Genomic DNA, 14,899 nt, shown 5'->3' on the forward strand with positions numbered 1-14,899 from the left:
CTTTAATGTGCAAATAAATTCATGAACCTGTGAATTCATCCCACATTTTTTTACGCAGTTCAGGCCGGGCAATGAGTTCCGCCGCCGTCAGCGCCATTGCCGTCGCCCCCTCGACCACCGCCTCTCTTCCCTGCTCCGAGATAGTTGCCCGGGCAAAGTCCTCCGTATGGATATGGACGCCCGCGCCGATGGGGACGTGGGGATGGATGGTCGGCACTACCTGCGACACATTGCCGATATCGGACGAACCAAGGTTTTTGTCGGCGGGGGCTGTTGCCTCGGGAAGGCCCAGATGGACAAGCTGTTCGGAATACAGCCCCGAAAGGGTATGGTTGATTTTCAGCGGTGCCAGCACGCGCTCGTCGGCGGCAACCTCCAGCCGGCAGCCGGTTGCCCTGGCAGCCCCTTCGGCACAGGCGACAACCCGTTCCCGCACCCGACCGACCTCGTCCAGGTCTGTTGCCCGGACATAGAAATGGCATGCCGCCGTGGCCGGGATGATATTGGGGGCTACCCCCCCGTCAGTGATGATCCCATGGACACGCACGTCCTGGCGCAGTTGCTGGCGGAGGGCGTTGATGCCGTTGAAGGTCTGGATCACTCCGTCCAGGGCGTTAACCCCTTCTTCGGGGTAGGCGGCAGCATGGGCCGGCCGGCCGAAAAAGGTGAAGCGGATCCGGGCGAGCCCCAGGTAATGCTTGATGACCAGACGTCTCGAGGATGGATGGACCATCATGGCAGCATCCACCCCCTGGAAAATCCCCGCCTTGACCAGTTCCACCTTGCCGATACCAAGTTCCTCGGCAGGCGTCCCGAGCACGACGATTCGGGCTTCTCCGATAGGAACAGCTTGCCGCAGGGCAATGGCCGCACCGACTGCGGCAGCGGCGATGACATTATGACCGCAGGCATGTCCCAGCCCCGGCAACGCGTCCATTTCCGCGAGAATGGCGATAGTCGGTCCGTCAGAACCGTAAGCGGCACGAAACGCGGTATCCATCCCTGCCAAACTCCGCTCCAGCCGGAACCCTTCCCGCTCCAAGATATCCGCCAGCAGGGCAGCGCTCCGGTATTCCTGCAAACCCGTTTCGGGGAACCGGAAGAGCTGTTCGGCGATATCGGTCAGTTCATTCCTGCGCTGACCCACCACCCCTGCAATGGCCTGTTTGAGTGCCGCTAGTTCCATTTTCGCCCCGAACTATTTTAATGAGGATTTCACATGAAAAGGGCCGATTTGTCAAGGTTTTTTGTTGTCAGGCGTGCATTGTTTTGCTACGGTACGCAGTAATGTCCTATCGTCAACGCTCCGGAGTGACCGCCTGATGGAAAATATGGTATGGGCCGAGGTTTCCTGCACCGTTCCGGCCACGATGGTGGACGAGGTGGCGGAATTTCTCGTCGACCTTTCCGGCAGCGGCGTGAGTATTGACAACCTCTTTCTCGACACCTTCTCCCTCGACACCGTCGAAGAGTCCGATCGGAAAACGGTCAAAGCGTACCTCCCCGCCGATGCAGACCTATCGAGTAAAGTCGACGCCATAACCGCATTCCTGGCCAAGCACGGTCCGGCATTTCCCGGTTTCACCTTTCTGCAACCGACCATCTCCCTGCTCCGGGAAGAAGACTGGGCCAACAACTGGAAACAGTACTTCAAACCGGCCCGTATCGGCAAACGGCTGGTTATCAAACCGACCTGGGAAACATTTTCCCCCGATCCCGATGATCTTATCATCGAACTGGACCCCGGCATGGCCTTCGGCACTGGCACCCACGCCACCACCAGATTATGCCTTGAGGCCCTGGAACAGCTCTTTTTCCGGGAAGGGGCGTGGGCGGATGGGCATGGGCCGGTACCGGCCACGGTTCTCGACGTGGGGACAGGTTCGGGGATTCTTGCCATCGCCGCCGCCAAACTGGGGGGGGCACGGATTGTCGGCCTGGACATCGACCCCCGGGCGATTGAGGTGGCGCGGGAGAACGTGCGCCAGAACGGGGAAGGGGAGAACGTGGAACTGGACACCACCCCCCTCACGGAGGTAAAGGGCCAGTTCGACGTGGTGCTCGCCAACATCCTGGCTGAAGAACTGGTGAGGCTCGCCAGCCCCCTGATCGACCACCTCGTGCAAGGGGGAACGCTCGTACTGTCGGGGATACTGACGGAAAGGGAAGAATTTGTCAGGGCCGGTTTTGCCGGCCATGGCGTGACGTTACTGACAACCACTCGCCATGACGAGTGGAGTTGCCTCTGTTATCGGCGGGATGCCTGAGGTGCGACGTTTCTTCGTTCCTCCCGGAAGCCTGAACCGGGAAACGCTCACGGTCAGCGGCGAACTCCACCACCACATGATCAGGGTGCTCCGCCTGAAGGCCGGAACCACTTTGCTTCTGGCCGACGGCGATGGGCACGAGGCGCACGGGGTCATTGCTCAGGTCGGCAAAGAAAGTCTGACCATTGCACTGGAGGGGAAAGCCCTGCCGGTCGCCACCGAAACGGGACCGGCCATAACCCTTTACCAGGGGCTGCCGAAGGGTGACAAGCTGGAACTGGTCCTCCAAAAGGGGACCGAACTTGGCGCCGCCGCCATCGTGCCGTTTCAGTCAGGTCGGTCTGTTTCCCGAATCGGCCTCGACCAGCGCAGTGGCAAGGTCGAGCGATGGCAGCGGATAGCCGACGAGGCAGCCCGCCAATCACAGCGCGCTTCCTTGCCCCGGATTTCCTTCGCGGGAAGCCTGGATGAGGTACTACAGTCGGCGACCCAGTCCCTCAAGCTGCTCCTCTGGGAAGGCGAACGGAAAACCGGACTCCGAGCCGTTCTCGCGGAACAACTCACACCGGAAAGCGTGGCCGTCATCGTCGGTCCCGAAGGGGGTCTATCGGAGGAGGAGGCCCGGCAAGCCCGGGAAAACGGCTTCATACCGGTTACCCTGGGTCACCGTATTCTCCGGACGGAAACCGCCGGTCTCGCCATACTGGCAATTCTGCAGTTTCACTGGGGAGACATGGGGTAATCTATTCCGGGTGTCTTTAAGGTTGTCTCTATGCCAATGATCAGTACGATTACACGATAAAACCAAGGAGTAGCATCATGAAATGTCCAAAATGCGGGTACAACAGCTTTGAAACCCTCGACAGCTGCAAGAAATGCAACCAGGACCTGACATCGTTCAAAGAGTCACGCGGGATTCGCCCTATTTTTCTGCAAGGGCTTTCACGGCCTGCCGCCGAACCATCTCAGGACTTCGCACCTGCGACTGCCGGCATCACGGCGGGGGAGGAATTGTTCAACGGGGATTTTTCCACTGCAGAGGAGCCGGTACCAGCCGAAACCGATTTGGGACTCAATTTCGGCACCATCGGGGAAGATGATGCCACGAGCTTCAGCTTCGCACCCGAAACAGCGCCGGAAGCGACGTCCGAGGTGGAAGAGCCGGCTTTTGGCGATTTTTCCTTCGAGGAAACTGCCTCTGCACAGGAACCGCCGCCAGCGCCCGCACAGGGGTTCGTTGACGACAGCTTTGCCGACCTGCTGGAGTCTTCAGGTGCAGGGGACGAGCTGGCCACGCCGGCAGGAGAACCGGAAACAGATGAATTCGTGGAATTTGGCAACGTAGGCGGAGAAGACGCAACACCCGAACCGCCGGCTGCGGGGGGAGAATTCGAGATGGACTTTTTCTTCCAGGAAGATGAGACCGCCGCAAAGGACGAACCCAAAAAACTGCCGGCGGAAGACGCCGGCCTTGCCACGGATACGTTTGACTCCCTGTTCGGCGAACTTCCCGAAGAAGGTGACAAACCCGGTCAGTAAGCTTACGCTTCCATCAGGGCCGCCAGATCGGCGGCCAGAACCTCCCGCTGCCACCCTTTCAGGGCGGCCAGGGCCGTCTGCCGCGCCTCGCGGGTCCTGTCCGCCACCGCAAGGGATTCCAACAGGCTGTTGTTGATCAAAAGCCCCGCATCGATCCCCAATTCCCGCGCTTTCGCCTCCCGCACCTTTTTCAGCCGCTGTAAAATTACCTGCTGCCCCTTGTCGAGGACCTGTCGCTGCTGTCGCGGAAACCGGGGGAATTTGTCGGGAGGAAGTGCCATCCCCCTGATAACCGCCTGGATGATCCCCGAACCCAAACGTGTCAGGAGCTTTGTAGGGAACCCGGGAAGGGCTGCCAGCTCTTCCATGGTCCGCGGCTGCCCTTCGGCCAGGGCTCTGATCACGTCGGTCCCCAGTACCTTGAAAGGGGGAACGTCCTGCCGCCTGGCCTGATGGTCGCGAAAACGGAGCAGTTCCTCCAGTACGGCGAGGGTCCGCGGCTCCATGCGGGCAGCCCCCTTGAAGCGGAAACAGAGCGGCTCCTGGTCACGGGGGACGGTCCTGACCCGGGAAAGCAGCCGGCACTCCTCCTCCACCCACGCGAGGCGACCCCGGCCGCGGAGCTCCGCCTCCAGCTGCTGGCAGAGCGGAATAAGCAGCGTCGTGTCCTGTACCGCATAGGCAATCATCTCCCCGCTCAGCGGCCGCCTGCTCCAGTCTGCCTTCTGGAATCCCTTGTCCAACTCCACGCCAAACCGCCTCTTCAGGACCGCCGCCAGCCCCACTTCGGCCTCACCGAGGAGTTGACAGGCGATCATGGTGTCGAACAGGCTGTTGACCTCCAGACCGAAATCCCGGTGCAGGGAGCGGATGTCGTAGTCGGCACCGTGGAAGACCTTGTGGATAGAGGGATTGGCAAGCACCGACGCCAGTGGTGAAAGATCAGGCAAGGCAAGGGGGTCGATGAGGGCGCTTTCCGTCGGGGTGGCAACCTGGATCAGGCAGACCTTTTCGGTGTAATGGTGGAGCGAGTCCGCTTCCAGATCGAAGGCAAGGACCGGTTCCTGTTCCATCCTCCCCACCAGGTCCAGAAGAGCCTCCCGGCTGGTGATGATACCGATGAAGTTGGCGGTCTGGTGCGACGACCCGGCTTCGGCCCCTGCAGATTCAGCGAATGTCACGAAGTGCCTCCACGGTTTTCTCCATCTCCTCACGGGTGCCGATGGTAATCCGCATGCCGTGGGCAAGGAGCGGATCGGTAAAATAACGGACCAGGATGTTCCGGTCGAAGAGCCCCTGATAGACCCTCTCCCCATCCCGGTCCGGCGATGAGGCAAAAACGAAATTGGCCTGGGACGGGATAACCGTATAGCCAAGCTCCCGCAGCTCGTTGCTGAACCATTCACGGGTTGCCCGGATTTTCTCCACACAGCCACTGAAATACTCCTGGTCTCGCAGGGCGGCAGCGGCAGCGGTCTGGGCCAGCCGGTCCAGATTGTAATGGTCACGGATCTTGTTGAGGGCCGCTATCACCTCGGGACGGGCGATGGCTAGCCCCAGCCGCATGCCGGCTAGGGAATAGCTCTTGGAAAAGGTCCGGGTCACCACCACGTTATCAAAGCGACGGACCAGGTCGAGGGAATGTTCCTCAGCGAAGTCCACGTAAGCTTCGTCAATCACCAGCATCCCCGCCACCCGACCGGCCAGTTCCTCGATGAATGCCCGGGGAAAGCAAAATCCGAGCGGCGCGTTGGGATTGGTGAGAAAGAAGAGCTTCCCCTCGTAGCGCGCCGGGAAACCGGCCAGGCTCAGCTGCTCTGTCAGGCCAAAGGTCCGCACCCTTGCCCCTTGAATCTCCGCCAAGGTAGCGTAGTAGGAGTAGGAGGGATGCACGTAGGCGATCTCCTCCCCTTCGGAGGCAAAGGCGCGGATCAGGTTGTTGAGCAACTCGTCGGAGCCATTGGCCATCACAACCCAGTCGGCGGGAAAGCCGTAGAGCCGTGCCGCCTCTTCCAGCGGTGCTCGGCTGGCTGCATCGGGATACCGCCGCAGCCCCTCCCCCACCTCGGCCATTATCGCCTCCAGCACCCGGGGCGATGGAGGATAGGGATTTTCATTGGTGTTCAGCTTGATGTAGGCCGCCGCATCGGCGGGCTGGTAGCCCGGCACGTACCCGGCCATTTCCTTGATATTCCTGCGCAGGGGGATCATGGGAACTCCGTCTCTTATGTGTACTCTTCGAGGATAGTGTACGTGGTGGTACGGCGCACAGGGAGAAAGCCGGCGCCCCGGATCAACTGGATCATCTCTTCCCGGCTCATCCGGAAGGAGCAACCGGCCGCCGCCACCACGTTTTCCTCCAGCATGGTTCCTCCCAAGTCATTGGCCCCGAAGAAGAGGGCCACCTGGGCCATCCTGGCTCCCTGGGTAACCCAGCTCGCCTGGATGTTCGGGATGTTGTCGAGGACGATGCGGGAGAGAGCCAGCACCTTCAGGTATTCCACGCCTGTGGCGGTCTTCCCACCAAGTTCCGTGTTTCCCGGCTGGTAGGTCCAGGGAATGAAGGCGGTAAAGCTCCCCCCCTCCGCCTGGAGGGCCCGGACCCGGAACAGGTGCTCGACGATGTCCTCTCGCGTTTCCGTGCTGCCGAACATCATGGTGGCGGTAGTCGGAAGCCCTTGCCGGGCCGCCTCTTCCATCACCCTCGCCCACCCTTCCCAGCCGATCTTGTTGGGGGAGATGTCCCGACGGACGCTGTCCACCAGGATCTCCGCCCCGCCGCCAGGGACCGAGTCCAGGCCGGCAGCATGGAGGCGCCGGAGTGTCTCGGGAACCGTGAGTTCTGAGAGCCGGGCGATGTGGGTAATCTCCGCCGGTGACAGGGAATGATTCTGCACCGCCGGGAATTGGCGCTTGATCTCCCGAAACAGGCTTTCGAAGAACTCGACTTTCAGGTCGGGATGGAGCCCCCCCTGCATGAGGAGCTGGGTCCCTCCCTGGGCAACCAGCTCGGCGATCTTGGCAAATATCTCCGCCTCGGCAAGGACGTAAGCCTCGTCGGAACCGGCGTCCCGGTAGAATGCGCAGAACTTGCACTTGGATTCGCAGACGTTGGTATAGTTGACGTTTCGGTCCACCACGAAGGTGACCCGGTTGTCAGGATGCCGCTTCTTCCGGATGCCGTCCGCCAACTTCCCCACCGCGAGCAGGTCGGCGTCAGCGAGGAGCCAGAGCGCCTCCTGCCGGTTGATCGGTTCGTTGTTCTCAATTTTGGCGGTAATGGTCGTCAGCATGCCTAAAACCTTAGAGCTCTCACCACAGAGAACGAAGAGGGACACCGAGGAAAACCGCACACTCCCCAGAAAACAAGCTAACCGTATTGGTAAAAGAATCTTCGATTCATGCCAAAAATCGGTTTGCTGTCCTCTGCAGTTCCTCCGCGTCCTCTGTGGTTGATACTTTGTTGTTTATCAGTACGTCTGAAGCTCGTTATAGAGTGTATCCCGCTCCACCGGCACCCGCCCCGCCATCCTGATGAGGGAGACGATATCCTCCCGCCCCATGGTCTGGGGGGAGGTAGCGCCGGCATCGTGGCCGATCTTCTCCTCCACCACCGTCCCGTCCAGGTCGTTCACCCCGAAGCAGAGGGAAGTCTGGGCGATCTTTTCGCCGAGCATCACCCAGTACGCCTTGATGTTGGCGAAGTTGTCCAGGTAGAGCCGGGCAACGGCAAGGGTCTTGAGGTCATCCACCCCGCCGCTCAGGGGGTTCTTCAGGTGGCCGAGGGGGTTGTTCTCCGTCTGGAAGGCCAGGGGGATGAACACCTGGAACCCCCCGGTTTCGTCCTGCAACTCCCGCAGCCGCCGCATGTGATCGATCCGGTCTGCATAGGTCTCCACATGGCCGTAAAGCATGGTGGCGTTGGATTTCAGCCCGGCACCGTGAACTGCCCGCATCACCTCCAGCCAACGGTCACCGCTGATTTTCTCCGGGCAGAGACGGTCGCGCACCTCCTGGCGGAGGATCTCCGCCCCTCCACCCGGCAGGGAACCGAGGCCGGCCTGCTTCAGCGCTTCCAGGGTCCCCTCCAGGGAAAGACCGGCAAGCGTGGCAAGGTAGTCGATCTCCACGGCGGTAAAAGCCTTGATATGGAGGGCAGGAGCCGTTTCCCGCACCGTCCGGAGCATCTCCAGGTAGAAGTCGAAGGGAAGGTCGGGGTGCAGGCCACCGACGATGTGGATCTCCGTCGCCCCTTGGGCAAGGGCCTGGAGGGTCCGGCTCCGGATCTCCTCAAGGTCGTAGGTATAGGCCCCCGGCTGGTCGGCGGTACGGGAGAAAGCGCAAAACTGGCACCGGTTCACGCAGATGTTGGTATGATTGATATGCCGGTTGACGTTGAAAAAAACCTTCCGGCCGTTGCGCCGCTCATTGGCAAAGGCCGCCAGTTCGCCAACCGCCAGGAGGTCAGGCGACTCGAACAGGAAGAGGGCTTCGTCGTCATCCAACCGTTGGCCGCTCCGGACCTTCCTGTCTATGGATGCAAATGAAATCATGAATTTTCTCATTTCCTAATCCGGTAACCGTGCTCCGGCAAGGTTTTCCACCGGTCCCCGGTCCCTAATCCCCGGTTCCTGCCCCTTCTCCCCAGCGCCGAACCAGCCGGTGCGCGATCCCTATATCGTCGAGCACTCGACCCACCACAAAATCCACCAGGTCATCGAGAGAACGGGGATGGTTATAGAAAGCAGGCATGGCCGGTATCATCCGTACCCCCATACGGCTGAGTTTCAGCATGTTCTCCAGGTGAATCTCGTTGAGCGGCGTCTCCCGGGGGACCATGATCAGCCTGCGGTGCTCCTTGAGCATGACATCGGCACAGCGCTCCAAAAGATTGCCGGAAACTCCCGTTGCCACGCGGGCAAGGGTTCCCATAGAGCAAGGGCAGATAACGAGCGCATCGGGCGCGGCGGAACCGCTCGCAATGGGGGCAAATAAATCATCCTCGGCATAATGGGCAAGCTGCTTGGCATCCACCCCAAAGTGGCGGCAAAGGGTCTCCCGGACCCCCCTCGCGTCCCCGTCCAACACCAGCCCGCACTCCTCCTTAAGAACGGCAAAGCCGGGACGACTGATGAGCACCGTCAACCGCACCGATGCGCGCAACAGCTCTTCGGCGAGCCTGAGACCGTAGACCGCACCGGAGGCGCCGGTAATGGCAAGGACCACCTGACGCTCGTTCATGCACTCCTCCCCAATAACACTTCCGCAAGGGTGAAGAGAAAAATCGCCACGCTGATATAGCCGTTCATGGTGAAAAAGGCCGCATCCAGACGGCTCAAGTCTCCCCCCCGCAGCAGCCAGTGCTCATAACCAAGCATTAGCGCCACCACCACCAGGCCGGCGAGAAACCAACTTCCGAGATGCATGGTCATGTAGAGCCCGACCAGCAGAACGAGCATGACGAGGGAAAAAAGGCGGGCCGTCCAGAGGGAACCGGTGACCCCTAACCGCACCGGAATGGAGTGGAGCCCCCGCTGCCGGTCGAACTCCAGATCCTGAAGCGCATAGAGGATATCGAAACCGGCCACCCAGAAGAGCACTGCCAGTCCCAGAAGCACCACCGGCAGATCCACTGTCCCCCGGATGGCGATCCACGCCCCGACAGGAGCGGCACCAAGACAGAGCCCCAGCACCAGGTGCGCCAGGGAAGTGAACCGCTTGCAGTAGGAATAGAGCACGAGGAAAGCGAGTGCCACTGGCGAGAGGTAGAGGCAGAGACGGTTCAGTTGGGCGGCAGCGAAGAACAAGAGAAGTGAGGCGAGCAGCACGTAGACGAAGACTGTCCCCTTGCCGAGGAGACCGGCGGGGATGGCACGGCTGCTGGTACGGGGATTGGCGGCGTCGATCTCCGCATCGATGAGCCGATTCAACCCCATGGCGGTGGTACGCCCCCCCACCATGGCCATGAGGATCCAGAACGCCTGCTCTCCGGAGGGAAGCCCCCCTTTCGCCAGCAACGCACCGGTGAAGGCAAAGGGGAGGGCGAATACGGTGTGGGAAAATTTGATCATCTCCAGGAATACCCGGAGTTTTTCCAGCCACGCTACTTTCATTGCACTTTCCGCCTGCATGCTAACCCTGCCATTTCTCCGCAACGAGCAGTTCCTTCACTCGCTGCAACTCCTTCTTCAAATACTCAAGTTCGAACATGCCGGGGAATACCTCGTAGGGGTACCGCTTCTTCAGCGTGTCGAGTTTTCCTTCGTGATCGTAAACGTAGAACGTCCTGAGTTCCAGATCAATGGGAGTCAGCCGTACCGCAGTGCCCTTCTCTTTGGCGGTAACCCTGACTTCCAGCCGGTAGTGGTAGTCCCGTCCCCCGGCAGGCTGACCGGTGCTGGTGTCGTTGTAAAAGAACCGGTATCCCGTGAGGATCATGCCACTACTTGCATCGACTGTCTCCAGAAGAAATCCATCCTGCAGCAGCCGTTTTTCGATCTCGGCAACAGTCCGCCCCACCGGTTGCCCGGTCTCGAAACTCGCCCCCTCAAGGGGAACCGGCATCAATCTCATATGATAGCAACCGCCGGCACAGAGCAGGACTATCAGCATCAACCCGGCCAGAACCCCTCGCCACACCGTCACAAACTGTATTCCTCCACTCAAGGGCATCTGTTTACCAGTCAACGGTTACGTCAACAACCTCCAGCAGTGTATCGACCACCTAGATTCGCCGGGGTACCCCACCTCTCCCGCTTTTTCCGGTATTCCTGCATGGTTGCGGTAAGTCATTCACCCTCACCATGAAATGCCGTGACGTTTCACCGAATCTAATTTTGTAGCACTTCGGGGGGAATCTGACAACGGTTTTTTGGCAAAAGGACCAGTTAACCTGTTGACAAACAACGACCATCAAGGTATATATAAGCCCTTGTCGGGATGTAGCGCAGCCTGGTAGCGCACCTGCTTCGGGAGCAGGGGGCCGCTGGTTCAAATCCAGTCATCCCGACCATACAAGACAAGAAAAGGGCTCCTCCGGGGAGCCCTTTTTCGTTCCCGGAGCCCCTGCTCCGGTATTCTTCCGGTCCATGATCGAATAGTACGTTAGTGCCCCATAGTCCATCTTTTGATCGCTCGGATCGAATCATAATTTGCGTCATTGCCCGGAACAAAACGGTCGATCATCATCCCAGCCAGGACATCTTTGCCTTCAGGCGTCTCATGCATGGACAGCAGCACCTTGAGCAGCCGCTCCCTGAGGGCAGGATTGAGATTCTTTACCACCATTGGTGGAATGCCGTAGGGTTCGGAGACGTAAACTATGCGGGTTTTGGTGGTCAGTTCAGGCCGTGTTCGCGCCAGATAGTCCCAGATCAGGCTGTTGACCGCTGCACCGTCCACCAATTTTTTGGCTACGGAAGCAATTGATATGTCATGACCATAGGTGTAGGAAACCTTGCCGAAAAAGGATTTCGGCGTCTCTTTATGGCGGGCAAGCAGGTAGGTGGGCACCAGTTTCCCGGAATTGGACTGGGGCTCGGTGAAAGCAAATCTTTTCCCCCGCAGGTCATCGAGACTATTGGCCGTGCTATCCTTCGGCACGATTATGTACGAATGGTACGCTGACTTCCCCTTCACCAGCGGCATTACCAGAAGCTCCAACCCGAACCGGTCATGCCCCTCCACATAGGGGCCGGCGCCGACAAAAGCAACATCAACCCCACCGACAGCCAGCAACCTGTTCATCTCGGCATTGTTTTCGCGATCAACGAGAGTTACCGGCATTCGCAGTTCTTTTGCCAGATACTCCTTCAGTCGCCTATAGTATAAATATCCTTCCTTAGGCGTGTTCAACGCCCCCATGCCGATACGCAGCCCCGGCTGTTCCGGGCCTGGCACCGGAGCAGATAGCGGGGCTTTTTTCTCCAGGCTGATTTTCCGCGCATCGGACCTGGTGCAGCCTGTCATGGCCAGGGCCAACAGGGACGTCAGAGCAACAGCTGCCAGCATTTTTAAGGGATTATGAGCGTCCTGCATTTTCATGCCCAATCCTCCTTGCAAGCAATTATCGCATGGCACGTGCTTTATATACCGGGAATCGGGTGACATGCCGGGAGTATGCACTGTTTGCCCTTTCTACTGCGGCGGCCGGTGGGGAAGATACTGCTCGAACTGCTTCTTGTCCGCCGCGCAGCGGTAGGCCTCCTCTGCTCCAATCTTCCGCATTTTGAGGAGGTCCAGGAGATGCTGGTCCATGAGCTGCATCCCCTCCTTCTTTGCGGTCTGGATGATGGATGGGATCTGGAAGGTCTTCCCTTCCCTGATAAGGTTGCCAATGGCCGGCGTTCCGACCATGATCTCCAGCGCCGGCACCCGCCCCTTTCCGTCGGCAGTACGCAGCAACTGCTGGCAGATCACCCCCCGCAGCGATTCGGAAAGCATAGTACGGACCTGCTCCTGGCTATCCCGCGGGAAGGCATCGATGATCCGGTCGATGGTCTTGGCAGCGGAATTGGTGTGGAGTGTGCCGAACACCAGGTGGCCGGTCTCGGCAGCGGTCATGGCGAGGCTGATGGTCTCCAGGTCGCGCATCTCCCCAACCAGGATGACGTCCGGGTCCTCCCGCAGCGCCGCGCGCAGGGCCGCGGTGAAGCTCTCGGAATGCTCGCCGATCTGGCGCTGGTTCAGGAGCGACAGCTTACTCGGGTGAATGAATTCCAGCGGGTCCTCAAGGGTCAGGATATGTTCCCGCCGGGTGCTGTTGATGAGGTCGATCATTGCGGCAAGTGTTGTGGACTTCCCGGAACCGGTCGGCCCGGTGACCAGGACCAGTCCCTTTTTCAGGTTGGTCATTTTTCGGACCCCTTCGGGGAGCCCCAGATCGTCGGCGGAGAGGATCTTGCTCGGGATGATCCGGAAGACTGCCGCAATCCCCTTGTGCTGCAGGAACATATTACCGCGGAACCGGGCCAGGCCGGGTATCTCGTAGGCAAAATCCAGGTCGTGCTTCTCCTCGAAGTCCCGCTTCTGCCGCTCGGTGAGGATCTCGTAGAGGATCGACTTGGTCTCTTCATGGGAAAGGGCCTTGAAGTTCGATTTCTCCATCTCGCCGTGGAGACGGAAGATGGGAGGCGACCCCGTCGAGAGATGGAGGTCCGACGCCCCCTGGTCCTTGAGCATTTTGAACAGTCCGTCGATTCGTGCCATGTTCTGTACTCCCCGTAAAACATTTATGCGGCGGAGCCGGTAGACTCCACAGATACTGCAACTGGGGCACACTCACGGGCCCCCCTGCCCTCTTTCAGTCAGAGGAGGAGTGAGGCAACATACTCCACCGGTGAAATCTCACCGGCCTGGAGCAGCTCCTCTCCCTCCGCCATGATGCCGCGATACCCCGCACCCTGCAGGTACCGCTCAATATCTCTGCTGTCGCGGGCCGACTCGAAAGCAGCCAATAGCCCTTCTTCGAAGGTGATCAGGTCAAGCAGATAGCGCCGCCCTTTGTGTCCGGTCTGGTCGCAAGCCGGGCAGCCGGCAGCCCGGAAGTAGTTCCCGGATGGCGCCGCCAGGCGCAGGGCGGCAATCTCTTCCCTGGTCGGGCTGTATTCCCCGCGACAGTGGGGACAGAGTATCGCCACCCCCTTGCACGAGATCATCCCCCTGAGGCAGGTAGGGACAAAGTAATGCCGGTGCCAGAGATAGAGGAGGTGCTTGAACGCCGTGTCCATATCGGGGGAAGAGATGCCGGCCACTACCAGCTTCCCCCGCATGGCGGCCTTGGTTGCCGCAATGAAGGAGAGCGAGTCGGTAGCATCCTCCACGACGATGATGTCCGGATCATGTTCGAGGGCGGCAAGGAGCAGGTCGTGGGCCTCACCCGTCGCCCCGTTCGGTAGGGGAATCCGAGGAAAGTGCTTGCTCCCCTTGCCCAGGTCGTTGCCGAGGAGAAGGACACTCTTGCCAATCGTGGAGCACTCTTCCAGAAAGAGGTCCATGAGACGGCAGCGGTCTTCGCTGTCCCGATGAACGACCAGCACCAGACCTGATTCCGAGGCCGCCAGGCCCCGGAGCCGTGTAACCTGGCCTGCTGCACTGCCGAGATCCGCGAGCCGTGCGGGGAATGGTGCCACCGCCTGGGGCTTGATCGTCACGAAATCACCGGCTACGCCTCGCAACAGCAGAATCTGGAAGGAGAGGTGGGCCCCTTTGTAGCGAAACCCCAGCTCCCCCCCCGCTGCGCTTTCGACGGTATCGTCGATCTTGGCGAGTTTCTTTAACCGCAGTACGAAATCGGGATAGTAGGTACCGGCAAGGGTGCCGACATGCCGGGTTTTCCCGGCCCGCTTCACCGCGATACCGACCGTATCCCCCACCGGTTGCAGGGAGAGCCCCGTCGCCTTGTTCTGGTTGACGAATACGAGGAGATAATCGAGGAGCCGTGCCCCGGTAAGATCGGCATTGATCTCCGCGAGCACGCGTTCGGGAAAACAGTCCGCCGCGAATCCGAGGGAGGTAGCGACCTCCGCCGGGCCGTAGCAGATATCCTGCATCTCCCGTATCTCCCGGATGAGGGCAACGGAGACCGTGACCTGACAACCGGTCAGTTCCTCCACCGCCCCTATGGCCTCCATGTTGAGCGGGTCTGCCATGGCAAGGGAGAGGTCGTCCCCCATCCTGAGCAGGGGGATAAGGTTGTACTGGCGTGCCACCGTGGCTGGAATGAGCTCGACCGCGTCCTGGTCGATCATTCCCTGCTTGAGCCGCACGTAAGGTATGTTCAGCTGGTTAGAGAGGGCCCAGTCTATGTCCTCCTGGGTTACGACCCCCAGCTTGACCAGGGCCTCGCCGAAGCGGCAGCCGGAAGCCTGCTGCTCGTCCAGCGCGGCCTTGATGTCCTGTTCCGTAATTATCTGTGACTTGAAAAGGATCGCACCCAGCGAACCTTCCTTAACCAGACCGTTCATGGCCCCTCCAGCGGAAACGTTGCCCCTGCGCCCGGAAACCAGACGCCAGTTCGGGCAAGCATATCTTCCATGCAATCTCTCTACCATACCGGCCGAAAAACAGCAGGCGTGCAAAGGTTGTCCCTAACC

14 protein-coding genes and 1 tRNA gene are annotated in these 14,899 nt (G+C 60.0%); 4 read left to right on the plus strand and 11 right to left on the minus strand.

All coding sequences use genetic code 11. The features are described 5' to 3' along the window. Positions 1-19: 19 nt before the first annotated feature. Positions 20-1,186, minus strand: a complete 1,167-nt coding sequence (locus LDN04_RS03965) for a M20 family metallopeptidase (protein WP_223906592.1) — start codon at positions 1,184-1,186, stop codon at positions 20-22. Positions 1,187-1,331: 145 nt separating this feature from the next. On the opposite strand from LDN04_RS03965, the gene prmA reads away from it, so the two are divergent. The 3 genes from prmA to LDN04_RS03980 all read left to right on the plus strand — a co-directional run bounded on the left by prmA (position 1,332) and on the right by LDN04_RS03980 (position 3,806). Then, complete coding sequence (gene prmA / locus LDN04_RS03970; protein ID WP_223913330.1) at positions 1,332-2,267, plus strand: 50S ribosomal protein L11 methyltransferase; 936 nt, start codon at positions 1,332-1,334, stop codon at positions 2,265-2,267. Next, a complete protein-coding gene (locus LDN04_RS03975) occupies positions 2,227-3,009 on the plus strand; it encodes a 16S rRNA (uracil(1498)-N(3))-methyltransferase (protein ID WP_223906595.1) in 783 nt (260 codons plus the stop codon). Before prmA ends, LDN04_RS03975 begins: the two co-directional genes overlap by 41 nt. A 77-nt stretch (positions 3,010-3,086) precedes the next feature. Next, entirely contained in the window at positions 3,087-3,806 is a 720-nt protein-coding gene (locus LDN04_RS03980) for a hypothetical protein (protein WP_223906598.1), read from the plus strand. 2 nt (positions 3,807-3,808) lie between these two features. Here LDN04_RS03980 and LDN04_RS03985 read toward each other — a convergent pair whose 3' ends face one another. The 7 genes from LDN04_RS03985 to LDN04_RS04015 form a co-directional block, all read right to left on the minus strand. Further along, complete coding sequence (locus LDN04_RS03985; RefSeq protein WP_223906600.1) at positions 3,809-4,987, minus strand: ribonuclease D; 1,179 nt, start codon at positions 4,985-4,987, stop codon at positions 3,809-3,811. Then, positions 4,974-6,017, minus strand: coding sequence for a histidinol-phosphate transaminase (hisC, locus tag LDN04_RS03990; protein WP_223906603.1), 1,044 nt, complete (start codon positions 6,015-6,017; stop codon positions 4,974-4,976). Before hisC ends, LDN04_RS03985 begins: the two co-directional genes overlap by 14 nt. Before the next feature lie 14 nt (positions 6,018-6,031). After that, on the minus strand, positions 6,032-7,099 hold the full coding sequence (mqnC, locus tag LDN04_RS03995; protein WP_223906606.1) for a cyclic dehypoxanthinyl futalosine synthase: 1,068 nt from the start codon (positions 7,097-7,099) through the stop codon (positions 6,032-6,034). Between the two features lie 177 nt (positions 7,100-7,276). Next, entirely contained in the window at positions 7,277-8,359 is a 1,083-nt protein-coding gene (gene mqnE, locus LDN04_RS04000) for an aminofutalosine synthase MqnE (RefSeq protein WP_223906608.1), read from the minus strand. Positions 8,360-8,423: 64 nt separating this feature from the next. Next, positions 8,424-9,047, minus strand: a complete 624-nt coding sequence (locus LDN04_RS04005) for a UbiX family flavin prenyltransferase (RefSeq protein ID WP_223906611.1) — start codon at positions 9,045-9,047, stop codon at positions 8,424-8,426. Beyond that, on the minus strand, positions 9,044-9,919 hold the full coding sequence (locus LDN04_RS04010) for a 4-hydroxybenzoate octaprenyltransferase (RefSeq protein ID WP_223906614.1): 876 nt from the start codon (positions 9,917-9,919) through the stop codon (positions 9,044-9,046). The genes LDN04_RS04005 and LDN04_RS04010 overlap by 4 nt, the downstream gene beginning before the upstream one ends. Before the next feature lie 19 nt (positions 9,920-9,938). Next, a complete protein-coding gene (locus tag LDN04_RS04015) occupies positions 9,939-10,451 on the minus strand; it encodes a hypothetical protein (RefSeq protein WP_223906616.1) in 513 nt (170 codons plus the stop codon). Between the two features lie 290 nt (positions 10,452-10,741). Here LDN04_RS04015 and LDN04_RS04020 point away from each other — a divergent pair. Beyond that, positions 10,742-10,818, plus strand: a tRNA-Pro gene (locus LDN04_RS04020). A gap of 92 nt (positions 10,819-10,910) precedes the next feature. On the opposite strand, the gene phnD is transcribed toward LDN04_RS04020, so the two are convergent. From phnD to LDN04_RS04035, 3 genes are all read right to left on the minus strand, one after another. Continuing rightward, the gene (gene phnD / locus LDN04_RS04025) at positions 10,911-11,849 is read right to left on the minus strand and encodes a phosphate/phosphite/phosphonate ABC transporter substrate-binding protein (protein ID WP_223906618.1); all 939 of its coding nucleotides are present in this window, start codon (positions 11,847-11,849) and stop codon (positions 10,911-10,913) included. Positions 11,850-11,942: 93 nt separating this feature from the next. Continuing rightward, positions 11,943-13,013, minus strand: a complete 1,071-nt coding sequence (locus tag LDN04_RS04030; protein WP_223906621.1) for a type IV pilus twitching motility protein PilT — start codon at positions 13,011-13,013, stop codon at positions 11,943-11,945. Positions 13,014-13,111: 98 nt separating this feature from the next. Then, positions 13,112-14,770 carry a pilus assembly protein PilB gene (locus LDN04_RS04035; RefSeq protein ID WP_223906623.1) on the minus strand — a complete coding sequence of 553 codons (1,659 nt, stop codon included), beginning with the start codon at positions 14,768-14,770 and terminating at the stop codon, positions 13,112-13,114. Between the last annotated feature and the right edge of the window lie 129 nt (positions 14,771-14,899).

Source organism: Geobacter sp. AOG1, from assembly GCF_019972315.1.
Taxonomy (GTDB): Bacteria; Desulfobacterota; Desulfuromonadia; order Geobacterales; family Geobacteraceae; genus Geomobilimonas.

Bases quoted from the DNA above. Each gene is read 5' to 3' on its own strand.
- LDN04_RS03965 (WP_223906592.1), bottom strand. From the start codon at position 1,186: ATGGAACTAGCGGCACTCAAACAGGCCATTGCAGGGGTGGTGGGTCAG.
- prmA (WP_223913330.1), top strand. From the start codon at position 1,332: ATGGTATGGGCCGAGGTTTCCTGCACCGTTCCGGCCACGATGGTGGAC.
- LDN04_RS03975 (WP_223906595.1), top strand. From the start codon at position 2,227: ATGACGAGTGGAGTTGCCTCTGTTATCGGCGGGATGCCTGAGGTGCGA.
- LDN04_RS03980 (WP_223906598.1), top strand. From the start codon at position 3,087: ATGAAATGTCCAAAATGCGGGTACAACAGCTTTGAAACCCTCGACAGC.
- hisC (WP_223906603.1), bottom strand. From the start codon at position 6,017: ATGATCCCCCTGCGCAGGAATATCAAGGAAATGGCCGGGTACGTGCCG.
- mqnC (WP_223906606.1), bottom strand. From the start codon at position 7,099: ATGCTGACGACCATTACCGCCAAAATTGAGAACAACGAACCGATCAAC.
- mqnE (WP_223906608.1), bottom strand. From the start codon at position 8,359: ATGATTTCATTTGCATCCATAGACAGGAAGGTCCGGAGCGGCCAACGG.
- LDN04_RS04005 (WP_223906611.1), bottom strand. From the start codon at position 9,047: ATGAACGAGCGTCAGGTGGTCCTTGCCATTACCGGCGCCTCCGGTGCG.
- LDN04_RS04010 (WP_223906614.1), bottom strand. From the start codon at position 9,919: ATGAAAGTAGCGTGGCTGGAAAAACTCCGGGTATTCCTGGAGATGATC.
- phnD (WP_223906618.1), bottom strand. From the start codon at position 11,849: ATGAAAATGCAGGACGCTCATAATCCCTTAAAAATGCTGGCAGCTGTT.
- LDN04_RS04030 (WP_223906621.1), bottom strand. From the start codon at position 13,013: ATGGCACGAATCGACGGACTGTTCAAAATGCTCAAGGACCAGGGGGCG.
- LDN04_RS04035 (WP_223906623.1), bottom strand. From the start codon at position 14,770: ATGAACGGTCTGGTTAAGGAAGGTTCGCTGGGTGCGATCCTTTTCAAG.